The sequence below is a fragment of the Flavimobilis sp. BM9 genome (genome assembly GCF_058313055.1).
Genome location: NZ_JBZEMO010000001.1, coordinates 289953 through 311120 on the forward strand (window position 1 = coordinate 289953; position 21168 = coordinate 311120).

20 protein-coding genes are annotated in these 21168 nt (G+C 72.5%); 17 read left to right on the plus strand and 3 right to left on the minus strand.

Translation table 11 applies throughout. The features are described from left to right. The first annotated feature begins 21 nt into the window (after positions 1–21). From rpsI to AC4F3Q_RS01310, 7 genes are all read left to right on the plus strand, one after another. Positions 22–510 (plus strand): 30S ribosomal protein S9, encoded by a 489-nt coding sequence (gene rpsI, locus AC4F3Q_RS01280; protein WP_098457524.1) that lies wholly within the window; start codon positions 22–24, stop codon positions 508–510. 197 nt (positions 511–707) lie between these two features. Next, complete coding sequence (locus AC4F3Q_RS01285) at positions 708–2162, plus strand: dicarboxylate/amino acid:cation symporter (RefSeq protein ID WP_491038400.1); 1455 nt, start codon at positions 708–710, stop codon at positions 2160–2162. Next, positions 2159–3088, plus strand: a complete 930-nt coding sequence (locus AC4F3Q_RS01290; protein ID WP_491038401.1) for a hypothetical protein — start codon at positions 2159–2161, stop codon at positions 3086–3088. Before AC4F3Q_RS01285 ends, AC4F3Q_RS01290 begins: the two co-directional genes overlap by 4 nt. 132 nt (positions 3089–3220) lie before the next feature. Next, entirely contained in the window at positions 3221–5224 is a 2004-nt protein-coding gene (locus AC4F3Q_RS01295) for an Ig-like domain repeat protein (RefSeq protein WP_491038402.1), read from the plus strand. 114 nt (positions 5225–5338) lie between these two features. Beyond that, complete coding sequence (gene glmM / locus AC4F3Q_RS01300; RefSeq protein WP_491038403.1) at positions 5339–6703, plus strand: phosphoglucosamine mutase; 1365 nt, start codon at positions 5339–5341, stop codon at positions 6701–6703. Then, complete coding sequence (locus AC4F3Q_RS01305) at positions 6700–7377, plus strand: peptide deformylase (protein ID WP_491038404.1); 678 nt, start codon at positions 6700–6702, stop codon at positions 7375–7377. Before glmM ends, AC4F3Q_RS01305 begins: the two co-directional genes overlap by 4 nt. Positions 7378–7617: 240 nt before the next feature. After that, the gene (locus tag AC4F3Q_RS01310; RefSeq protein WP_168446262.1) at positions 7618–8328 is read left to right on the plus strand and encodes a DedA family protein; all 711 of its coding nucleotides are present in this window, start codon (positions 7618–7620) and stop codon (positions 8326–8328) included. A gap of 47 nt (positions 8329–8375) precedes the next feature. On the opposite strand, the gene coaA is transcribed toward AC4F3Q_RS01310, so the two are convergent. Next, complete coding sequence (coaA, locus tag AC4F3Q_RS01315) at positions 8376–9326, minus strand: type I pantothenate kinase (protein ID WP_350308707.1); 951 nt, start codon at positions 9324–9326, stop codon at positions 8376–8378. Positions 9327–9437: 111 nt separating this feature from the next. Between coaA and glmS the strand changes: the two genes are divergently transcribed. Both glmS and AC4F3Q_RS01325 read left to right on the plus strand, forming a co-directional pair. After that, on the plus strand, positions 9438–11303 hold the full coding sequence (glmS, locus tag AC4F3Q_RS01320; RefSeq protein ID WP_491038405.1) for a glutamine--fructose-6-phosphate transaminase (isomerizing): 1866 nt from the start codon (positions 9438–9440) through the stop codon (positions 11301–11303). A 19-nt stretch (positions 11304–11322) separates the two neighbouring features. Further along, positions 11323–11676, plus strand: a complete 354-nt coding sequence (locus AC4F3Q_RS01325) for a holo-ACP synthase (protein ID WP_168446260.1) — start codon at positions 11323–11325, stop codon at positions 11674–11676. Between the two features lie 24 nt (positions 11677–11700). On the opposite strand, the gene AC4F3Q_RS01330 is transcribed toward AC4F3Q_RS01325, so the two are convergent. Beyond that, the gene (locus AC4F3Q_RS01330; protein WP_491038406.1) at positions 11701–12687 is read right to left on the minus strand and encodes an LLM class F420-dependent oxidoreductase; all 987 of its coding nucleotides are present in this window, start codon (positions 12685–12687) and stop codon (positions 11701–11703) included. On the opposite strand from AC4F3Q_RS01330, the gene AC4F3Q_RS01335 reads away from it, so the two are divergent. The 7 genes from AC4F3Q_RS01335 (at position 12686) to AC4F3Q_RS01365 (ending at position 19272) form a co-directional block, all read left to right on the plus strand. After that, positions 12686–14365, plus strand: a complete 1680-nt coding sequence (locus AC4F3Q_RS01335; protein ID WP_491038407.1) for an NAD(P)H-hydrate epimerase — start codon at positions 12686–12688, stop codon at positions 14363–14365. The genes AC4F3Q_RS01330 and AC4F3Q_RS01335 overlap by 2 nt on opposite strands. 82 nt (positions 14366–14447) lie before the next feature. Further along, positions 14448–15170: a sirohydrochlorin chelatase gene (locus tag AC4F3Q_RS01340; protein WP_491038408.1), complete on the plus strand. Its 723-nt coding sequence runs from the start codon at positions 14448–14450 to the stop codon at positions 15168–15170. 88 nt (positions 15171–15258) lie between these two features. Then, positions 15259–16431, plus strand: coding sequence for an alanine racemase (gene alr / locus AC4F3Q_RS01345; RefSeq protein ID WP_491038830.1), 1173 nt, complete (start codon positions 15259–15261; stop codon positions 16429–16431). Further along, on the plus strand, positions 16428–16958 hold the full coding sequence (gene tsaE / locus AC4F3Q_RS01350) for a tRNA (adenosine(37)-N6)-threonylcarbamoyltransferase complex ATPase subunit type 1 TsaE (RefSeq protein ID WP_491038409.1): 531 nt from the start codon (positions 16428–16430) through the stop codon (positions 16956–16958). Before alr ends, tsaE begins: the two co-directional genes overlap by 4 nt. Positions 16959–16962: 4 nt before the next feature. After that, positions 16963–17679, plus strand: a complete 717-nt coding sequence (tsaB, locus tag AC4F3Q_RS01355) for a tRNA (adenosine(37)-N6)-threonylcarbamoyltransferase complex dimerization subunit type 1 TsaB (protein WP_491038410.1) — start codon at positions 16963–16965, stop codon at positions 17677–17679. Then, entirely contained in the window at positions 17676–18362 is a 687-nt protein-coding gene (gene rimI / locus AC4F3Q_RS01360) for a ribosomal protein S18-alanine N-acetyltransferase (RefSeq protein WP_168446254.1), read from the plus strand. Before tsaB ends, rimI begins: the two co-directional genes overlap by 4 nt. Positions 18363–18402: 40 nt before the next feature. Further along, positions 18403–19272: a sulfurtransferase gene (locus AC4F3Q_RS01365; protein ID WP_491038411.1), complete on the plus strand. Its 870-nt coding sequence runs from the start codon at positions 18403–18405 to the stop codon at positions 19270–19272. Positions 19273–19330: 58 nt separating this feature from the next. Here AC4F3Q_RS01365 and AC4F3Q_RS01370 read toward each other — a convergent pair whose 3' ends face one another. Further along, entirely contained in the window at positions 19331–19969 is a 639-nt protein-coding gene (locus AC4F3Q_RS01370; RefSeq protein ID WP_491038412.1) for a malonic semialdehyde reductase, read from the minus strand. Positions 19970–20106: 137 nt separating this feature from the next. Here AC4F3Q_RS01370 and tsaD point away from each other — a divergent pair, with 137 nt between their 5' ends. Then, positions 20107–21159: a tRNA (adenosine(37)-N6)-threonylcarbamoyltransferase complex transferase subunit TsaD gene (gene tsaD / locus AC4F3Q_RS01375; protein ID WP_168446251.1), complete on the plus strand. Its 1053-nt coding sequence runs from the start codon at positions 20107–20109 to the stop codon at positions 21157–21159. Positions 21160–21168: the final 9 nt, after the last annotated feature.

The following is a 21168-nucleotide window of genomic DNA, read 5'->3' on the forward strand; positions in this document are numbered from 1 at the left end:
TAAGGACGCGAGGACACACCAGTGGCCGAGAACACCGTCGACACCGACGTGCTGGACGAAGAGACGCCCAGCAGCTACACCTCCGAGACCGCTGCGCCCACGGGCCGCGGTCAGAGCATCACCGCTCCCGCGCAGGCCCTGGGCCGTCGCAAGGAGGCGATCGCCCGCGTGCGTATCGTCCCCGGGACCGGTCAGTGGAAGATCAACGGGCGCACGCTCGAGGACTACTTCCCGAACAAGGTGCACCAGCAGCTCGTCAACTCCCCGCTGAAGCTGATCGACGTCGAGGGTCGTTTCGACGTCATCGCGCGCATCAACGGCGGCGGCATCTCGGGTCAGGCCGGCGCGCTGCGCCTCGGCATCGCCCGTGCGCTCAACGCAGTTGACGTCGAGGCCAACCGCCCGGCCCTGAAGAAGGCCGGCTTCCTCACCCGCGACGCTCGCGTCGTCGAGCGGAAGAAGGCTGGACTCAAGAAGGCGCGCAAGGCACCGCAGTACTCCAAGCGCTGATCCTTCAGCTGCTCACCGAGAGGCCCGACGGATTCCGTCGGGCCTCTCGTCGTCTCCGTGACCTGCGGCGACTCGCGTGGACGCTGTTGTGTCCACGATGCAAGACGATGCTCCCGTTGCTCGGCGCCTGGTGCCACGGCCGCTAACTTGACCGAAACGATCGACAAGTTGCGAGCGCGGGAGATACAGGGATGAGCATGAGCTGGAACGACGTGGGAGCCCTCGCAGTCACCGTCGCGCTGTTCTACGGCCTGTCCCGGTTGCGACGAACGGGGGCAGGCTTCGCCACGCTCACGTTCGCGGCGCTCGTCGTCGGGGCGGGCGTCGGTGTTCTCTTCCGCGGACACACCAGCTACATCGACCCGATCGGTGCCATCTACGTCCAGGTCATCACCGCCGCCGTCGTCCCTCTGATCGCGATCTCGATCTTGTCGTCCGTGACCGCCCTCGGCAGCGTCACCGCGCTGCGGACGATCGGGCTCAGCTCGACCTTCTGGCTCTTGCTGAGCAACGCCTTCGCGATCGTCCTCACGCTCGGGCTCACGCTCGCCCTCGGGCTGGGCCGTGGCGTCGACCTCGACATCGCAGGCATCGACGGCGGGACCCTGACCGGGCTGCTCACGCCGTTCGACGAGGTCCTCGTCGGGCTCTTCCCCTCGAACGTCGCGGGCGACGTCCAGGGCAACAAGATCATCCCCGTGATCCTCGCCGCAGGGGCCGTCGCCGTCGCCTACCTCCTCGTCGCCAAGGACGACGCCGCGCGCGTCGCCCCGCTGCGTTCGTTGGTCGAGGCACTCAAGGCAGTGGTCTTCAAGGTCGTCGGGTTCATCATCAGTGCGACGCCCTTTGCCGTCCTCGCCCTGACCGCGACGTCCGCGTCGACGGCCGTGACGCGACTGGCGACCGTGTGGTCGCTCGCATCGGTGCTCGGCGTCACCGTCGTCGCCGCGCTCGTGCACATGTACCTCGTGAACGGGGTCCTGCTGCGCGTCTTCGCCGACGTATCGCCCGCTGCGTTCTTCAGGAAGATCAGTCCCGCCCAGCTCACCGCCTTCACGACGCAGAGCAGCGTCGGCACGCTCCCCGTGACGACGAGCGCGCTCACGGACAAGGTGGGTGTGCCCGAGCAGGTCGCTCACTTCACCGCGCCGCTCGGCACCACGATCGGCATGCCGGGCTGCGCGGGCATCTGGCCCATCGTCGTCGCTGTGTTCGGGATCAACGCGCTCGGCATCGACTACGGGGTGCGCGACTATGCGCTGCTCGCCCTTCTGTGCCTCGTCGTCTCGCTCGGCACCGCAGGTGTACCAGGGACTGCGATCATCACCGCGACCGCGGTGCTCAACGCGACCGGTCTCCCGGTCGAGGTCATGGTCCTGCTCATTCCGATCAACGCGGTCGCCGGCACCTTCTCCACGTCGTCGAACGTCACCGCGGCTGCGGTCTCGGCGGTGATCGTCGCCCGCCGGCGCGGTGAGCTCGACGACGGCGTCTTCGCTGGCGAGGCGCACACGCCGGACGTGGGCGCCCCCGGGCGCGCCGGAGGAGCCGCGCACAGCGCGAGCGCCTCGAGCGTTGCAGGGGCCGGCGTCGCACCTGTCGGCACGATCACCCTCGACACGGTCCCGGTCGGGGCGTGCGAGCCCAGATGACCACCGCCACCACGTCCCGCCTCACCCTCGACCCGGAGCACCAGGAGAACCCCATGAGCGCCACCACCATCCGCCCCCGCGCGCTGCGCCGCATCCTGCTCATCGCCGCCGTCGCAGGCGGCGCCCACCTGGGTGGGGTGTCCACCGCGGCACCCGCGTTCTCGGCGGGCGACGTGTGCGACCTGTGCTCGATCAACTTCGATCTCCTCGCGTGCGAGGAGTCAGGCGGCGAGCCGTACGACTCCAACCCTGGCGGGTCACAGGGCACCCCGACGGTACCGACCACCAAGCCGACCACCAAGCCGACCACCAAGCCTGCCCCGAAGCCAGTCGCTACGACCGCCCCGAAGGCTACGCCCAAGCCTGCAGCGACGACAGCACCGAAGCCCGCAGCGACCACAGCCCCCAGGTCGTCGACGCCGACGAAGCCCAAGGCCACGAGCGGTCCGAAGACGTCGAGCAAGCCGACGTCGAAGCCGAGAGCGACCCAGGCCCCGCGCACGGGCGGCTCGCAGGCGACCGGGACCGCGCAGCCGACCGGGACCGCGCAGCCGACCGGCACCCCGCCCGGCACCGTCCCGACCGTGACGCAGCCGCCCGCTGACGCAGCGAAGGCCACCACGGTCGACGAGCAGGCTGAACCCCCGGTCACCGAGGGGCCGCTCGTCGACGAGCTTCCCCCCGTCGCCGCGACCGGCAGCGACCTCACGTCCCCGTCACCGCTGGCCCCGGCTGACGTGACGGTCGTCGGCGCCGCGGACGGCGGGGCCGTCCCCGCGTCCGCAGAGGACCCGACCGCGGCGGCTGCCGCTCAGGACGCCGCGGCGGCCCGGGGCGCCGGGCTCGGCCTCCTGGGTGCGCTTGCCGCGACCGGAGCCGCCCTGCTCGGCGTCCATGCCGTACGCGGACGACGCGCGACCAGCTGACCCCACCCGCCCCGCACGGCGTACGCCGGCGGCGGTGGACGACCCCGACCCCAGACGGAACCTACGTCCCAGGGCTGCTTCGCCGTGCCCGGAACTGATTCGCAACGCCCTCACCAGAGAAGAGAAAAAGACATGAGACTCCTGACCCGCAGCGCCCGTACCAGGTGGAGCGCGAGCCTCGCCACCGCGGTCGCACTCTCCGGAGCCGCGGTGCTCGTCCCGAGCGCCGCGAGCTCCACGACGCCGCCTGCCGCGCCGGTCGACTACCTGGCCGACGCCTATGGGCTGCCCGCCGGGCACGTCCTCGAGAACCTCACGTTCGAGCGGTTCGAGTTCCTGCTCGGCAGCGAGGGCACATATGCCTTCCTCCTGGGGAGCCCGACGGACGCGGACCTGCGCCGGGCGGCCCCGCGCATCGACGCCGTGGCCCGAGAGCTCGGCGTGGACACCGTGTACACGTTCGACCCGGTGCTCGACGGCGCGAGCGTCGACATCCGTACGTCGCCGCTCACGGACGTCGCCGCGCTCTACACGCGTGTTGCCGCGACCCTCAACGAGGACACGACGCCGGAGTTCGGCGCGGGCGCCGACCCGTTCCTCTTCGTCTACGACCGGGACCGCCAGGAGGACGGCTCCGCCGACCGCATCGCCGCGTCGCTCACGACGCTCCCGTCGGCCGGGGAGCTCGCGACCGCCGACGGCCCAGCCGCGTTCGACGCGCAGGTCCGCGGGGTCCTCACGTCCGGCGGGGAGCTCGACGAGAGCACGCAGCGCGAGTTCTACACGACCGAGGTCAACCGCAAGCACGCCGTGCAGTACCTCGGCCGCCCGAACTACGGCCCCGACGTCTTCACGGACGCCGACCAGGACTTCCGCCTCGTCAATGTCACGTACCCCGAGCTCGAGCACCTGCTCGGCTCGCCCGGTGACCACGTGGTCTTCTTCGGCGGGACGTGGTGCCACAACACGCGTGCCGTCATCAAGGACGTCAACGACCAGGCGATCGCGAGCGGCACCGACACCGTGTACGTGTTCGACAACCGGCTCGACGGCCAGTCGGCGGGCAACCTGCACATCCGCGACACGAGCTCGAAGCTCGCGCACCTCTACGGCGACCTCGTGCGCACGTACTTCCCGAACCTCGTCACGCAGTACTCACCCGAGAGCAACGGGGTCACCTACTACCCGGGCGGTGACACGAGCGCGACCCCGCTCGTCGCGAAGAAGCTTCAGGTCCCGTACGTCCTCGAGTACAGCAAGGACCGCAAGGTCGGGGGTGCTGCGGCGCCGATCAGGCGGCAGTGGATCCGTGACAACGGCGACGGCACGTTCCGCGAGTACATGACCGAGTGGTGGTACCGGAACCACCTGCCCGGTGGGGTGACCAACGAGACCACGCTCGCGAACAACTATGCGTTCGCAGACGAGGCCGTCGTGAAGCTCGTCGAGTTCTTCGCCGCCGTCAAGGCGGACCGCACGCCGACGCCCACGCCCACCACGAAGCCGACGCCGACTCCCACGACGAAGCCCACGCCAAAGCCGGTCCCGGGGCCGACCGCGTCTGCCCCGGTCGCGACGACGACGAAGGTCACGCTGTCCACCACGAAGCCGTCCTACGGCACACACGTTCGTGCGACGATCGCCGTCACGGGTGGTGTCGCGGGCAAGGTCACCGTCCGCGAGGGCAAGAAGATCCTCGCGACGGTCTCCGTCCCGGCGAAGGGCCGCGCCGTCGCGAAGCTCCCCGCCAACCTCGGGATCGGCAAGCACACGGTCGCCGCGCGGTTCACCCCGGCGAGCGCCGCCAAGGCGAAGTCGTCGACGTCGGCCAGGGTGACGTTCGCGGTGAGGAGGGCGAAGGCCCAGACCGCGGTCAAGGTCGTCAAGAAGCCGACGGCGGGCACGAGCGGGTCCGTGCGCGTCACCGTCACCGCGAAGGGCAGCTCGGTGCGGGCGGGCGGCAGCTATGTCGTCAAGGTCCGTGGCACGGTCGTCGCGAAGGGTCGACTGACCAACGGGACGGGCACGGCCCGCCTCCCGAAGCTCGCTGCGGGCAAGCACAAGGTGCAGTTCTCCTACAAGGGATCGCCGCAGGTTGCCAAGGCGAACCGCACCATCACGGTCACCGTCCGCTGACGTTCTCACCCGTGGCCCGGTCTGGCCGGACCGGGCCACGGTCGTCCGCGGACGCTAGAGTCGTCCCGGACGAGGCGCGCCTGCTGGCGTGCGGTATCAGCGAAGGGACCACCTGTGACGCGACTTTTCGGGACCGATGGCGTGCGAGGTCTCGCCAACCGGGACGTCACTGCTGAGCTTGCGCTCGACCTCGGTGTCGCTGCGGCGCACGTGCTCGGCACCTCCGGAACGTTCGAGGGGCATCGACCGCGTGCGGTCGTCGGCCGTGACCCTCGCGTCTCGGGCGAGTTCCTCTCTGCTGCCGTCGCTGCGGGCCTCGCGAGCGCGGGCGTCGACGTGCTCAACCTCGGCGTCCTGCCCACGCCGGCGATCGCGTACCTGACGGCGACCGCCGACGTCGACCTGGGTGTCGTCCTGTCCGCGTCGCACAACGCCATGCCGGACAACGGCATCAAGTTCTTCGCCCGTGGCGGCGTCAAGCTGCCCGACGCGGTCGAGGACGCGATCGAGAGCCGCCTCAACGAGGCCTGGGAGCGGCCCCTCGGCGCGGCCGTCGGCCACATCCAGTCCGACACCGGGAAGGCCGGCGACTCGTACGTCGAGCACCTCGTCGGTTCGATCGGGGCGAGCGGCTCCGCGCAGCCGCTCGCGGGCCTGCGCATCGCCGTCGACTGCGCCAACGGTGCGGCGAGCGAGGTCGGGCCTGCCGCGCTGCGGGCGGCGGGCGCGGACGTCGTCGTCATCAACGCGTCGCCCGACGGCCGCAACATCAACGAGAAGTGCGGGTCGACGCACCCCGAACAGCTTCAGGCTGTCGTCGTCGCGTCGGAGGCTCACTTCGGTGTCGCGTTCGATGGCGACGCGGACCGTTGCCTCGCGGTCGACCACACCGGGGCTCTCGTCGACGGTGACGCGATCATGGGCGTGATCGCCCTCGCTCTCAAGGATGCCGGGCAGCTCGCGCACGACACTCTCGTCGTGACCGTCATGAGCAACCTCGGGCTGATTCTCGCGATGGAGAAGGCCGGCATCACGACGGTCCAGACCGGGGTGGGGGACCGCTACGTCCTCGAGGCGATGAACGAGGGCGGGTACAGCCTCGGTGGCGAGCAGTCGGGCCACATCATCCTGTCGCAGTACGCGACGACGGGCGACGGTGTCCTGACGGCGCTCAAGCTCGCGGCGCGCGTCCAGTCGTCCGGCATGTCGCTGCGCGACCTCGCGTCGGTCGTCACGCGCCTGCCGCAGACGCTCATCAACGTCTCTGGCGTCGACAAGTCGCGGGTCACGACCGACCCGGTGCTGACCACGGCGGTCGAGGATGCCGAGCGGCTGCTGGGCTCGACGGGCCGCGTGCTGCTGCGCTCGTCCGGGACGGAGCCGCTCGTGCGCGTCATGGTCGAGGCCGCCACCCAGGACCAGGCCGACGGCGTCGCGCAGCGCCTGGCCGACGTCGTCCGCGAGCAGCTCGCGCTGTGAGCGGCACCCGGTCGGCGTGGCCGGCGGAGGCCGTCGAGCCGGAGCTGCGCGCGGCGGTCGCCGCGCTGCTCGACCGGCACCCCGACGGGGTGCTGCCGATCGTCCAGGCAGGGCACCCGGTGCTGCGCACCGTGTGCGCCCGGTACGCGGGGCAGCTCGGCGACGTCCTGCCGCGCCTGCTCGAGGCGATGGTCGCGACGATGCGCGCGGCTCCGGGTGTGGGGCTCGCGGCGCCCCAGATCGGCGTCGGGCTCGCGATCGCCGTCCTCGAGGACCCGGGCCTGCCCGCGGGGTGGGAGCAGACGGCGGACGCGCGCGAGCGGAGCCCGCTCGCGCTGCGCACGATCGTCAACCCGACGTACGACGCGGTCGGCGACGAGCGGCGCTCGTTCTACGAGGGCTGCTTGAGCGTCGAGGGATACCAGGCCGTCGTCACGCGGCCGCGTACCGTCCGCCTGCGCGGGCAGGACGAGCACGGCGACCCTGTCGACGAGACGCTCGGCGGCTGGCCTGCACGGATCGTCCAGCATGAGACGGACCACCTGGCCGGGATGCTCTATGTCGACCGCGCCGAGACGCGCTCGCTGTGCGCGACCGCGACGTACGGCGCACTGTGGGCGGACGAGGACGTTCCCGAGCGGGCTGCGGCGATGCTCGGCTTCGACCTCGCCTGACGCACGGCAGCACGACGAGGCCCGGGAAGGTCATCCTCACGGACGACCGCCCCGGGCCTTGTCGCTACCCGAGGATGATGCGGGGAGACTCGCGGCCGGGCGACGATGGAGGAGTCAGGGAAGGGTGGGGGGAATCCCCGATTCCTGCGCACGCGCCCGGCCCGTAGGCTGGTCGCGTCGACAAGACCGGTGCCACGTCGTGGTGCCGCACGCCGACCGCGGTGACAGGAAGAGGGACGGATGCTCGAGCTGGTGACCGACGTCGCGGCTTCCGCCGAGTCCTGGATCCTCGGGTTCGCGGCCAGCCCCTGGATCTACCTCGTGCTCTTCGCGTTCACCGCGATCGACGGGTTCTTCCCGCCTGTGCCGAGCGAGTCCGTCGTCATCACGCTCGCGGTCGCCGCCTACGCGACGGGGAGCCCCAACATGTGGCTCGTCCTCCTGATCGCGGCCGTCGCGGCGTGGACCGGGGACCAGATCGCCTACCTGATCGGCCGGTGGGTCGGTACGGACCGGGTGCCGTTCTTGCGCTCCGCGCGCGGTCGCAAGGCGGTCGCGTGGGCACGCCAGGCGCTCGAGCGGCGTGGTGCGTCGTTCATCCTCGCGGCGCGCTACGTGCCGATCGGTCGCATCGCAGTCAACATGACGGCCGGTGCGCTCGGCTACAAGCGCGAGCGGTTCGTGTTCGTCACGGCAGCCGCTGCCGTCCTGTGGGCGGGATACTCCGTCCTCATCGGCTTCGCCGCGGCCACGTGGCTGGGGCACTCGACGCTCGCCGCGATGGCGGTCGGCATCGCGTTCGGCGTCCTCGCAGGCTTCGTGCTCGACCGGGTCATGGCGCAGATCGCCGCGCGGCGCGAGGCGCGCGCGGAAGGTCAGGGTGGCACCGGCACGGCGGGGACCGACGACGCCGCCGCGTCGGGCCAGCGCCCGGAGCTCGCCGAGCTCTGATCGCGGCTCGCACTGGCGCCCTCACGCGCGCCGGCGGCTGCAGACGCTCACAGCTTGCGGAGCCGGACCCGCTGGATCGAGTGGTCCGAGCCCTTCGTGAGCACGAGCGTCGCGCGCGAGCGCGTCGGCAGGATGTTCTGCTGGAGGTTCGGGGCGTTGATCGTGTCCCAGATGCGCTCGGCGGTCGAGATCGCGTCGTCGTCCGACAGGTCCGCGTAACGGCGGAAGTACGAGTCAGGGTTGGCGAACGCCGAGTCCCGCAGGGACAGGAACCGGTCGACGTACCACTGCTTGACGTCGGACGTCCGCGCGTCGACGTAGATCGAGAAGTCGAAGAAGTCGCTCACCGCGAGGTTCGAGTGGTCGATCGACGGGCGTGCCGGCTGCAGCACGTTGAGGCCCTCGACGATGAGGACGTCCGGCTGGCGCACGACGATCTCCTCGCCCGGGACGATGTCGTACGTCAGGTGCGAGTAGACGGGCGCGCGGACCTCCTGGTGGCCCGCCTTCACCTTCGTGAGGAAGCGCACGAGCGCCCGGCGGTCGAACGACTCCGGGAAGCCCTTGCGCTCCATGAGCCCACGCCGCTCCAGCTCGCGGTTGGGCAGGAGGAAGCCGTCGGTCGTCACGAGCTGGACGCGGGGCGTCTCGGGCCACCGCGCCATGAGGTGCCTCAGGACGCGCGACGTCGTCGACTTGCCGACAGCCACCGAGCCAGCGACGCCGATCACGTACGGCGTGACCGCCGTGCTCTCCCGCAAGAAGGTCGACGACGCCTCGTGGAGACCGCGCGTCGCGCTCACGTAGAGGTTGAGGAGGCGTGAGAGCGGGTGGTAGATCGCCTCGACCTCGGGAAGCTGGATGGGGTCGCCGAGCCCGCGCAGGCGCACGAGGTCGTCGGCGGTGAGCGGGAGCGGCGTCGACGCCGACAACCTGCTCCAGGTCTCCCGGTCCATCTCGCGGTACGGGGACGGGGGGACCGGTGGTTGCGAGGTCACCGGCTGATTCTCCCCCCTGTGCACGCCCGGGGCGAAACCGAGGTGTGGAGGAGGTGAACGTCACCGCCCAGAACGGTCCACCGCGCAGGCGGCGAACTAGACTCCCAGGCTATGTGTGGAATCGTCGCTCACGTCACGTCAGCCGCCCCGTCGTCGCGCACGCTCGACGTGCTGCTGGAAGGCCTCGGTCGTCTCGAGTACCGCGGGTACGACTCGGCTGGGGTCGCCCTCGTGGGCACCGGCGGCGACCGGGTCGCGAGCGCCAAGCGCGCGGGCAAGCTCGGCAACCTGCGAGCGGCCCTCGAGGAGCAGCCGCTCCCGGCTGCGACCGCCGGCATCGGGCACACCCGGTGGGCGACGCACGGCGCGCCGACCGACCTCAACGCGCACCCGCACCTCGCTGACGACGGGCGTCTGGCGCTGATCCACAACGGCATCGTCGAGAACTTCGTGGCGCTGCGCGCCGAGCTCGAGGCCGACGGCGTCACCTTCCTCTCGGAGACCGACACCGAGGTCGCGGCCCACCTCCTCGCACGCGAGCACTCCCAGGTCGGCGACCTCGCCGAGGCCATGCGCGCCGTCGCGCGCCGCCTCGAGGGCACGTTCACCCTGCTCGCCGTCCACGCCGACCACCCGCACCTCGTCGTCGGCGCCCGTCACGACTCCCCGCTCGTCGTCGGGCTCGGCGAAGGGGAGAACTTCCTCGGCTCGGACGTCGCCGCGTTCATCTCGCAGACGAGCGAGGCGCTCGAGCTCGGCCAGGACCAGGTCGTGTCGATCACGCCGACGTCCGTCACGGTCACCGACTTCGACGGCAACCCCGCCGAGGGGCGCCGGTACTCGGTCGACTGGGACGCCTCCGCAGCCGAGAAGGGCGGCTTCCGCTCCTTCATGGACAAGGAGATCCACGACCAGCCGCAGGCCATCACGGACACGCTCCTGGGCCGCACCGACCTGCAGGGCCGCCTCCAGCTCGACGACCTGCGCATCGACGAGTCGGTGCTGCGCGCCGTCGACAAGATCATCGTCATCGCGTGCGGCACGGCCGCGTATGCCGGCCACGTCGCGAAGTACGCGATCGAGCACTGGTGCCGCATCCCGGTCGAGGTGGAGCTCGCGCACGAGTTCCGCTACCGCGACCCGATCGTCAACGAGAAGACCCTCGTCGTCGCCGTCTCGCAGTCGGGCGAGACCATGGACACGCTCATGGCCGTGCGCCACGCGCGGGAGCAGGGAGCGAAGGTCCTGTCGATCGTCAACACGCACGGGTCGACGATCCCGCGCGAGTCGGACGCAGTCCTGTACACGCACGCCGGTCCTGAGGTCGCGGTCGCGTCCACGAAGGCGTTCCTGTCGCAGATCACCGCGGCCTACCTGCTCGGGCTCTACCTCGCGCAGCTGCGCGGGAACAAGTTCCCCGACGAGATCCGTGAGGTCCTCGCCGACCTCCGCGAGATGCCCGCGAAGATCCAGCAGGTCATCGACCGCGCCGACCACGTGCGTGACGTCGCGGTGTCGATGGCGGACGCGACGTCGGTCCTGTTCCTGGGACGTCACGTCGGGTACCCGGTCGCGATGGAGGGCGCGCTCAAGCTCAAGGAGCTCGCCTACATCCACGCGGAGGGCTTCGCGGCGGGGGAGCTCAAGCACGGGCCGATCGCGCTCATCGAGGAGGGGCAGCCGGTCTTCGTCGTCGTACCGTCCCCGCGTGGGCGCGACTCGCTGCACTCGAAGGTCGTCTCCAACATCCAGGAGATCCGCGCTCGTGGCGCACGTACGCTCGTCATCGCGGAGGACGGAGACGACGCGGTCGTGCCGTTCGCCGACGAGATCTTCCGGATCCCCGTGTCGTCGACGCTCCTGACGCCGCTGCTCGCAGTCGTGCCGCTGCAGATCTTCGCGTGCGAGCTCGCCACGGCGAAGGGGCTGGACGTGGACCAGCCGCGCAACCTCGCGAAGTCCGTCACGGTCGAGTGACCGGCCGGCCGGTCGTGCGATGAGCATCGTGGGGATCGGCGTCGACGTGGTCGACGTCGCCCGGCTCGCGGAGCGCCTCGAGCGCGTACCGCGGCTCGCGGAGCGTCTCTTCACGGAGGCGGAGCGCGGCCTGCCGGTGCGCTCGCTCGCGGGTCGCGTCGCGGCGAAGGAGGCCGTCGCGAAGGCGCTCGGCTCGCCCGGTGATCTCGGCTGGCACGAGGTCGAGGTGCGCCGAGTCGCCGGGCACCCGCCTGTCATCACGGTGAGCGGCGCCGTCGCGCGCCGAGCCGCCGAGGCGGGCGTCGTCAGATGGCACCTGTCGCTCAGTCACGACGGCGGGATCGCCACGGCCTTCGTCGTCGCGGAGGCGTGACGACGAAGACCGTGGGCGGGGGGCTCAACGGAGCGCGGGCGCTACCTCGCGCTCGAACAGCTCGATCCCGGAGCGGTCGTAGGCCGCCTCGGCGAAGTACGTGATCGCGTACGTCATGCCGAGGCCCTCGAGCTCGCGCAGCTTGTCGACGATCTGCTCGGGCGTCCCGACGAGCGGGCCCTTGCGCAGGTCGGCGACCTGGTCGTCGGCGCGGGTCGGCACCGTCCGGCTCAGGTGCTCGTGGATCCACGCGAAGCGGTCCTCCACCTCGGCCTCGGTCGCACCGATGACGACGTTGTAGTTCGCCGAGCGCGTGATCTCGGCGAAGTCGCGGCCCAGGTCGCGGCAGTGGTCGGCGAGCACCTGCGACTTGTGCGCGAACCCTTCGGGGCTCCCGTCGAAGTTCGTGTACGCGGCGTGCTGCGCAGCGATCCGCAGCGTCTTGCGCTCGCCTCCGCCGGCGATCCACAGCGGCACGCCCCCGTCCTGGAGCGGCTGCGGGTAGCACAGCGCGCCGTCGACCTGGAAGTGCTCGCCGGCGAGGGTCGCCGAGCCCGTCTCCCACATCTGGCGCATGATCTGCACGCCCTCGTCGAGCGCGGCGAGACGCTCGCCCGCGCGGGGGAAGCCGTAGCCGTACGCGCGCCACTCGTGCTCGTACCAGCCCGCGCCGATGCCCATCTGCGCGCGTCCGCCGCTGATGACGTCGACGGTCGCGGCGACCTTCGCGAGGTAGGCGGGGTTGCGGTAGGCGATGCACGTGCACATCTGGCCGAGCTTGACCCGGCTCGTCGACGCAGCGAACGCCGCCATGAGGCTCCACGCCTCGTGCGTGGCCTCGGTCGTCGGTTCGGGGACGGTGTGGAAGTGGTCGTAGACCCATACGGAGTCGAAGACGTCGCCCGTGTCGGCGTGCTGGGCGAGGCCGTTCATGACGGCCCAGTGGTCGGCGGCGTCGATGCCCGTGAGGTCCTGGCGCCAGCCCTGAGGGATGAAGAGTCCGATCTGCATGGGTCCAACGTACGCGCGCCTCGCGCTCGGGCGCCCGCCGCGCGCCGCCGTCGCTGCACGCCGTGCCGCAGGCCTGGTGCTGCGGCAGGATGGAGAGATGATCGAGGCCGTCGCGACCGAGCACATCCGTCATGCCGAACGACCTCTCCTGGACGCAGGCGTCCCGCTCATGGCGCACGTCGCGTTCGCGGTCGCGCAGCGCGTCCGCCAGCAGCTGACCGACCGTGCGGGTGCGGTCGCGGGGCGACGCGTCGTCGTCCTCGTGGGCCCGGGCAACAACGGCGGGGACGGCCTGTTCGCCGCCGCGCACCTCGCACGTGCTGGGGTGCGGACGCTCGCGGTGACGACCACCCCCAAGATCCACGCGGAAGGGCTCGAGGCTGCGCGGCGGGCGGGCGTGGTCCTCGTGTCGAGCGCCTCGTCGGGCCGCGCGGGTCTGGGCGCCCTGTCTCCCGGTGCGGCCGCACGCGAAGCCCTCGCCGCCGACGTCGTCGTCGACGCGATGCTCGGCATCGGCGCGCGCGGCGCCCTGCGCGGCGCCGCAGCGGCGATCGTCCGCGCGGTCAACCGGCAGCGCCCACGGCGCGGCGGCCCGTTCGTCGTCGCGATCGACGTCCCGAGCGGGATCGGCGTCGACGACGGCACGGTGCCCGGGCCGGTCCTGCGGGCAGACCTCACCCTCGCGTGCGGCTCGCCCGCACCGGGCCTCCTCCTGCCGCCGGCCGCGCACCTCGCGCAGGACGTCGAGGTGATCGACACGGGCCTCGACCTGTCCGGTGCCACGAGCAAGGTGCTGCGTCTCGAGGACACGGACGTCCCGACGCTGTGGCCTCGCGCGCTGCCGGAGCACGACAAGTACCGGCGCGGCGTCGTCGGCGTCGTCGCGGGGACGCGTGCCTATCCCGGCGCCGCCGTGCTCTCCACGGGCGCCGCAGTGCGCTCGGGCGCGGGCATGGTCCGCTACGTCGGTTCCGGCGACGTGACGCGCGCGGTCCTCGCCGCGCACCCCGAGGTCGTGCACGGCACGGGTCGTGTGCAGTCGTGGGTCGTCGGGCCCGGGCTCGACGCCGAGGACACGGACCAGCTGCGGCAGGTCGACGTCGCGCTCGCGGAGGCCGGCCTCGGACCGGGTGCCTACTTCTCGGGCGCGGGCGTGTGGGGAGACGGCGGGAGCGACGGGATCGTCCCCGTCGTCGTCGACGCTGGGGCGCTCACGCGGCTCCCGGAGCGCTGCGCGCCGTGGATCGTGCTGACACCGCACGCGGGCGAGCTCGCGCGGCTGCTGACGGAGCGCGGGGTCGCGGTCGACCGCGAGCAGGTCGAGTCGGCGCCCGCCGAGCACGCAGCGACCGCGCAGCGGCTGACGGGCGCGACGGTGCTGCTCAAGGGCGCGACGACGGTCGTCGTCGGGCCGGGCCAGGTCCTCAGCCAGGCGGAGGCGCCCGCGTGGCTCGCGACGGCGGGTGCGGGCGACGTGCTGGCGGGCCTGCTCGGCACGCTGCTCGCCGGACGCTCACGCGAGGCCGTGCAGAGCCCCGACCTCGTCGCGCGCCTCGCCGCGCTCGCGGCGCTCGTCCACGGGCGTGCCGCGACGCAGGCGAACCCTGGTGGGCCGGTGAGCGCGAGCATGGTCGTCGAGGCGCTGCCGCGCATGGTCGCGCGGCTCCTCGCCGACTGAGGGGCTTCCGGTCGATGCGGCCGCGGGGCCCACGGGGTGGCACGCGCTTGGGCGTCGGCGCGGGCGCCGTGACAATGGCGGGATGAGCACTCCCGCCAGCCCCGCCCTCGTCGCGACGTCCCACGGCACCGACAACCTGGACGGCCGCGCCGCCGTCGCCTCGATCGTCGCGGGCGTCCGCGCCGCACGCCCCGGCCTGACGGTGCGAGAGGCGTTCGTCGACGTCCAGCAGCCCGAGGTGGCCGACGTCGTCGCGCAGGAGCTCGAGCATGGCGCGGCTCTGGGTGGCACCCGGGTCGTCGTCGTGCCGTTGCTGCTGTCCGCGGGGTTCCACACGTACGTCGACATCGCCGCGGCCGCCGAGCCGGACGGCGCGGTCGCGACAGGCACGCTCGGGCCCGACCCGCGCCTCGCGGACATCCTCGTCGAGCGGCTGCGCGCTGCGGGTGCGACCCCCGACGACGCGGTCGTCCTCGCGGCGGCAGGGTCGAGCGACCCGCGCGCGGCCGCCGCGGTCGTGGAGATGCTCGCGCTCGTGCGGGAGCGCTGGGCCGGCGAGGTGACGCTCGGCTACGGCGCGGGCGCCCAGCCGCGCGTCCCGGATGCTGTCGCGCAGGCCCGGGACGGTGGCGCGCGACGCGTCGTCGTCGCGTCCTACCTCCTGGCCCCGGGGTTCTTCCTCGACCGTCTGCACGAGTCGGGGGCCGACGTCGTCACGGCGCCGCTCGCGCCCGACGCGCGGCTCGCGCAGGTCGTCCTCGACCGTTACGACGACGCCGTCGCGGGGCGTGCGACCCTGCGGTGACCGTGTGCGCGACGTGCGACGGCATCGTGACGACGCCCCTCGGGCGGGGCGCGGTGAGACAATCGTCGGCGTGAACCCTGACGAGCTCATGCACCCGGCCCGCGCCGTCGTCGACCTCGCAGCCATCCGCGGCAACGTCACCTGCCTCGTCGAGCGTGCCCAGCACGCCGAGGTCATGGCCGTCGTCAAGGCGGACGCGTACGGGCACGGTCTCCTGCCGGCAGCCCGCGCCGCGCTCGCAGGCGGCGCCACGTGGCTCGGCACCGCACAGGTCTCCGAGGCCCTCGAGCTGCGTGCGGCAGGCATCGGCGGACGCATCCTCACGTGGCTCTACGCGCCGGGCGCGCCGCTCGCCGACCTCGTGCGCGCGGACGTCGACGTGTCGGTCGCGGCGCCGTGGGCGCTCGAGGAGGTCGCCGCTGCGGCGCGCACCGTCGGTCGCACCGCGCGCGTGCACGTCAAGGTCGACACCGGGCTCGGGCGGAACGGGATCCTCCCGCAGCACCTCGAGGGGGTCCTCGTCGAGGCCGTGCGGCTCCAGGCGGAGGGTGCGATCTCCGTCGTCGGCATCTGGTCGCACTTCGCGCTCGCGGACGAGCCGACGCACCCGACGGTGCTCGCGCAGGCTGGCGTGTTCGAGGACGCTGTGCGCACGGCCGAGCGCCTGGGCTGCGCGCTCGAGGTGCGGCATCTCGCGAACTCGGCGGCGACGCTCACCAACCCGCGCGTGCACTACGACCTCGTACGTCCCGGCCTCGCGGTGTACGGGCTGTCGCCCGTGCCGCAGCTCGGCGGACCCGGCGACTTCGGTCTGCGGCCCGCGATGACGCTCGAGGCGCGCCTCGCGACCGTCAAGGAGGTCCCGGCCGGGCAGGGTGTGTCGTACGGCCACCAGTACACGACGCCTGCCGTGACCGTCCTGGGCGACGTCCCGCTCGGGTATGCGGACGGCATCCCGCGGCACGCGTCGTCGGGTGCGGGCGCCCCGGGGGCGCCGGTCCGGGTCGGGGACGGGTCCGCCGCGCGCGTCCTGCGCATCGCCGGGCGCGTCTGCATGGACCAGTTCATGCTCGACCTCGGGCGCGGCGCGGCCGAGCAGGCCGGGGACACGGTCGTCCTGTTCGGCGACCACCGCCTCGGCGTCCCGACGGCGCAGGACTGGGCCGAGGCTGCGGGGACCATCAGCTACGAGATCACCACCCGGCTGGGCGCGCGGGTGCCGCGCGTCTACGTGAACGACGAGGAGAACCCGGTCGCATGAGCACCCACACCTTCCCGCTGGTTGACGCCGAGGCCACCCGCACGTGGGGCCGTGAGCTCGCGGCCGTGCTGCGCGCGGGCGACCTCGTCGTCCTCACCGGCGAGCTCGGCGCGGGCAAGACCACGCTCACGCAGGGCATCGGGGTCGGTCTCGGTGTGCGCGGTCAGGTCGCGTCGCCGACGTTCGTGATCGCGCGCGTGCACCCGTCGCTGGGTGACGGGCCTGCGCTCGTGCACGTCGACGCGTACCGTCTCGAGTCGCTCGACGACGTCGACGCGCTCGACCTCGACGAGTCCCTCGAGGACTCGGTGACGATCGTCGAGTGGGGCTCGGGTCTCGTCGAGTCGCTCGCCGCCGACCGGCTCGAGATCGTGCTCGACCGCCCGCGCGGCGCTGGCCCGGCGGGCCCCGACGCGGCGGCCGCGGACGACTCCGAGGACCCTGCGGCAGGGGTGCGGCGTGTGACGATCACGACGCACGGCGACCGCTGGGCGGGCGTCACGATCCCGATGCCGCACGTAGGCTGAGGGCATGGCAGACACGCACAACGCGCCTGTCCTGGCGATCGACACCTCGGTGTCGGTGGCGGTGAGCGTCGTCGGCAGCGACGGGGGGACCCTCGTCTCGCACGTGGTCGACGCCCCGCGTCAGCAGGCAGAACAGCTCGCCCCGCTCGTCGAGGACGCGCTCCGCGAGGCGGGGCTCACCGCTCAGGACCTGGGCTCCGTCGTCGTGGGCACCGGACCTGCGCCGTTCACCGGTCTGCGGGTCGGGCTCGTGACGGCGCGCACGATCGCGTTCGCCGCCGGCGTGCCCGCGCACGGTGTGTGCAGCCTCGACGCTCTCGCGCTCGGCGCGGCCCGGTCGCTCGGGCTCGGCGTCGGTGACGAGGTCGTCGTCGTGACGGACGCGAAGCGTCGCGAGGTCTACTGGGGTCGCTACCGCGTCACGGCCGACGGCGTGTCGACCGTCGCCGGTCCGGGCGTCGCGGCGGCTGCCGCGCTCGTCGAGGACGGTTCGATCGCTGGCGCGGTCGTCGCTGGTCCGGCTGCCGAGGCCCACGCCGAGGCCTTCTCCTCCGCCGCTGCGCGCGTCGCGACCGACGGCCCGACGACGCCGGACGCTTCGCTCCTCGTCGAGATCGCTGCCGCACGGCTCGCGCGCGGCGACGAGCTCCCGACGGCGCCGCTGTACCTGCGTCGTCCGGACGCGCAGGCGCCCGCAGCTCGGAAGCGGGCGACCGGATGACGGGCGCGGACCAGCCGGTCGAGGACGCGTCCGTCGATCTCGAGCAGACGCTCGACCTGTCGACGCACCGCGCGCTCGTCGAGGCGGCGGCCGAGCTCGAGGAGCGGCGCGGCAGCGAGCTTCCCGAGGACAGCCCGATCGCTCTCGGCTACCACCTGCGACCCCTCGCGTGGGCGGACATCACTCGTGTGGCCGCCCTCGAGGTCCAGCTGTTCGGGCGCAGCGCCTGGACGATGGGCATGCTCACGGAGGAGCTGCGCGGTCAGGGGCGCTGGTACGTCGCGGCGCAGCCGAACGGTGAGGGGGTCCCGGCGCCGCTCGTTGGCTATGCGGGCCTGTGGTTCGACGGCGAGCACGCCCACCTCATGACCATCGGCGTCGACCCGGTCGTCAAGGGCCACGGGGTCGGCAAGACGATGCTCGACGCGCTCGTGGTGCGCGCCCGCGAGATCGGCGCGGAGTCGCTCATCCTCGAGGTCGCGGTCGACAACGACGTGGCGATCGCGATGTACCGGTCACGCGGATTCGCGCAGATCGGCCTGCGCAAGCGGTACTACCAGCCGGAGGACGTCGACGCGTTCACGATGCAGCTCGTCCTCGACCCGGTCGTCGTGCCGCCGCACGAGGACGACCTGCTGGACGACGTCGCAGCGCCGACGGCGGCGTCGGGCGATAGCGTCTAGCCAGACGGCCGCGGGGCCGTCCGGATGGAGGTCGACCGACATGAACCGTGACGCCGTGCTGATCACGCCTGTGCAGCTGCGCGGGCTCCTGGACTCGGGGCGCGACGTCGTGCTGCTCGACGTGCGCTGGGAGCTGGGGCGGACGGACGGCCAGCACGCCTACCTGGACGGCCACCTTCCCGGCGCGGTGTTCGTCGACCTCGAGACGGAGCTGGCCGGGCCGCCGTCGCCGGAGGAGGGGCGCCACCCGTTGCCGGCGCTCGAGGACCTCGAGGACCATGCGCGGCGCTGGGGGGTGCGCTCTGAGAGCGCCGTCGTCGTGTACGACGCCGTCGGTGGGTTGAGCGCGGCTCGGGCGTGGTGGCTCCTGCGTTGGGGTGGGCACGCGGACGTGCGCATCCTCGACGGTGGTCTCGCAGGGTGGCTCGCCGCGGGCGGCGTGCTCGTGACGGACGTGCCCGACCCGGTGCGTGGTGACGTCGAGCTCGTGGGGCACCAGATGCCTGTCGTCGATGCCGACGGCGCGGCCGCGGTCGCGGCGGGTGACGGGATCCTGCTCGATGCGCGGGCGGCCGAGCGGTTCCGCGGCGAGGTCGAGCCGGTCGACCCGCGTGCGGGGCACGTCCCGGGCGCGGTGAGCGCCCCGACGTCGGGCGCCCTGGTCGACGGCGCGTTCCTGCCGGACGACCTGCTGCGCCCGCACTTCGAGGGGCTGGGGGTCGACGTCGCGTCGCACCAGCCGGGCGTCCCTGGTCCGGACCAGGAGGTCGCGGTGTACTGCGGCTCGGGTGTGACGGCGAGCCACGAGATCGCGGCGCTCGCCGCGGTCGGTGTCACGGCTGCCCTGTACCCGGGGTCGTGGTCGCAGTGGTCGAACGACTCGTCGCGCGAGGTGGCGACGGGCGCGTGAGGTGGCATGACAGACGCCCCGGTCCGTGCGGACCGGGGCGTCTGTCGTTCCTGCTGGCTCAGAGGGTCGTCGAGACCTCGGTGGGGGAGAGGCGCTCGGCGCGCGGGTACGTGGCGCCCTCGGCGGCGGGCTGGCCGAGGTTGACGATGAAGAGGGACTTCCAGCCGGTTCCGGCGAGGAGGTCGGCGTCGAGGCCTGCGGCGTCTGCGATGCCCATGGGGCCGACGTGCAGGCCGGTCGCCCGCAGCGCGGTGAGGAGGTAGCCGGCCTGGAGCGTCGCGTTCATGCGGGCCATGGCCTCGCGCGTGTCGGGCTGCCCGGCGAGGCCGTCTGCGATCGCGGCCGCGTGGGGCGCGAGCCGGGGCAGGAGGGTGTGGAACTCCGTGTCGGCGGCGAGCACGAGCGTGAGCGGCGCGGCGAGGACACCCGGACGGTTGCCCTCGGCGAGGTGCTGCACGAGGCGCTCGCGGGCCTCGGGGGTGCGCACGACCAGGTAGCGCAGGGGAGACGTGTTGAGGGCTGTCGGGCCCCACTTCGCGAGCTCGTACGCGGCGTGCACCTGCTCGTCCGTGACGGGGGCGTCGGCGAAGACCTTGACGGTGCGGGCCTCGCGGAACAGGAGGTCCGCGGTGGCGTCGTCGATCGTGCGGGGGGCGAGGAGGTCGTCGGCCAGGGTGTCTGCGGTGTCGAGGCTCATGTTTGGTTGAACCGACAACGTGAGGGCGGGCATTCCTGCGTGACCTGTGGCGTGCAGCACATTCGCGCCGACGGCGCGGCAGGTCAACGGCCCGCGCCCCGCGCCCGCCGCGAGGACGCACGGGCACCACGCTTAGGATGGGAGTCGTGAGCGAACCCCTCGTCCTTGGTATCGAGACGTCCTGCGACGAGACCGGCGTCGCCCTGGTCCGCGGCCGCGAGCTGCTCGTCGACGCCGTCGCGTCGTCGATGGACGAGCACGCGCGCTTCGGCGGCATCATCCCGGAGGTCGCGAGCCGCGCCCACCTCGAGGCGATGGTCCCCACGATCAGCAAGGCGCTCGGCGAGGCCGACGTGGACCTGTCCGAGGTCGACGCGATCGCGGTGACGGCAGGCCCTGGCCTCGTCGGTCCGCTGACGATCGGCGCCTCTGCTGCCAAGGCGCTCGCGGTCGCGCTGAACAAGCCCCTGTACGGCGTCAACCACGTGATCGGTCACGCCGCTGTCGACGAGCTGGTCCACGGCGAGTTCCCCGAGCGCGCCCTCGCGCTCGTCGTCTCCGGCGGTCACTCGTCGCTCCTGCTCGTCGACGACATCGCGACGGACGTCACGGAGCTCGGCCAGACTCTCGACGACGCCGCGGGCGAGGCGTTCGACAAGGTCGGCCGGCTGCTCGGGCTGCCGTACCCCGGCGGCCCCCACATCGACAGGCTCGCGCGCGAGGGGAACCCGGACGCGATCCGGTTCCCGCGGGCGCTGACGCTCCCGAAGGACCAGGCGGAGCACGCCTACGACTTCTCGTTCTCCGGTCTCAAGACTGCCGTCGCCCGCTGGGTCGAGGCGAAGCAGGACGCGGGCGAGGAGATCCCGCTCAACGACGTCGCGGCGTCGTTCGCCGCGGCCGTCGCCGACGTGCTCACCGCGAAGACGATCCGCGCGTGCCAGCTCCACGGCGTCGACACGCTCGTCATCGGTGGCGGGTTCTCCGCGAACTCGCAGCTGCGCGACATGGCGGCCGAGCGGTGCGCCGAGGCGGGCATCGAGCTGCGCATCCCGCCCATCCGCTACTGCACGGACAACGGCGCGATGATCGCCGCCCTCGGGTCGGCGCTCGTGCGCGCGGGCGTCGGGCCGTCGAGCCTCGACATCCCGGTCGACTCGTCGATGCCCCTGACGATCACGCACGTCTGACCCGACGCG

What these genes read in the sequence shown, in the direction of transcription:
- AC4F3Q_RS01310 (WP_168446262.1), top strand. Translation starts at nt 7,618, where the DNA reads ATGCTCGAGCTGGTGACCGACGTCGCGGCTTCCGCCGAGTCCTGGATC.
- tsaE (WP_491038409.1), top strand. Translation starts at nt 16,428, where the DNA reads ATGAGCACCCACACCTTCCCGCTGGTTGACGCCGAGGCCACCCGCACG.
- tsaD (WP_168446251.1), top strand. Translation starts at nt 20,107, where the DNA reads ATGGGAGTCGTGAGCGAACCCCTCGTCCTTGGTATCGAGACGTCCTGC.
- AC4F3Q_RS01285 (WP_491038400.1), top strand. Translation starts at nt 708, where the DNA reads ATGAGCTGGAACGACGTGGGAGCCCTCGCAGTCACCGTCGCGCTGTTC.
- AC4F3Q_RS01330 (WP_491038406.1), bottom strand. Translation starts at nt 12,687, where the DNA reads ATGCAGATCGGACTCTTCATCCCTCAGGGCTGGCGCCAGGACCTCACG.
- AC4F3Q_RS01325 (WP_168446260.1), top strand. Translation starts at nt 11,323, where the DNA reads ATGAGCATCGTGGGGATCGGCGTCGACGTGGTCGACGTCGCCCGGCTC.
- AC4F3Q_RS01365 (WP_491038411.1), top strand. Translation starts at nt 18,403, where the DNA reads ATGAACCGTGACGCCGTGCTGATCACGCCTGTGCAGCTGCGCGGGCTC.
- alr (WP_491038830.1), top strand. Translation starts at nt 15,259, where the DNA reads ATGCACCCGGCCCGCGCCGTCGTCGACCTCGCAGCCATCCGCGGCAAC.
- AC4F3Q_RS01295 (WP_491038402.1), top strand. Translation starts at nt 3,221, where the DNA reads ATGAGACTCCTGACCCGCAGCGCCCGTACCAGGTGGAGCGCGAGCCTC.
- tsaB (WP_491038410.1), top strand. Translation starts at nt 16,963, where the DNA reads ATGGCAGACACGCACAACGCGCCTGTCCTGGCGATCGACACCTCGGTG.
- AC4F3Q_RS01370 (WP_491038412.1), bottom strand. Translation starts at nt 19,969, where the DNA reads ATGAGCCTCGACACCGCAGACACCCTGGCCGACGACCTCCTCGCCCCC.
- rimI (WP_168446254.1), top strand. Translation starts at nt 17,676, where the DNA reads ATGACGGGCGCGGACCAGCCGGTCGAGGACGCGTCCGTCGATCTCGAG.
- AC4F3Q_RS01335 (WP_491038407.1), top strand. Translation starts at nt 12,686, where the DNA reads ATGGGTCCAACGTACGCGCGCCTCGCGCTCGGGCGCCCGCCGCGCGCC.
- AC4F3Q_RS01340 (WP_491038408.1), top strand. Translation starts at nt 14,448, where the DNA reads ATGAGCACTCCCGCCAGCCCCGCCCTCGTCGCGACGTCCCACGGCACC.
- glmS (WP_491038405.1), top strand. Translation starts at nt 9,438, where the DNA reads ATGTGTGGAATCGTCGCTCACGTCACGTCAGCCGCCCCGTCGTCGCGC.
- AC4F3Q_RS01290 (WP_491038401.1), top strand. Translation starts at nt 2,159, where the DNA reads ATGACCACCGCCACCACGTCCCGCCTCACCCTCGACCCGGAGCACCAG.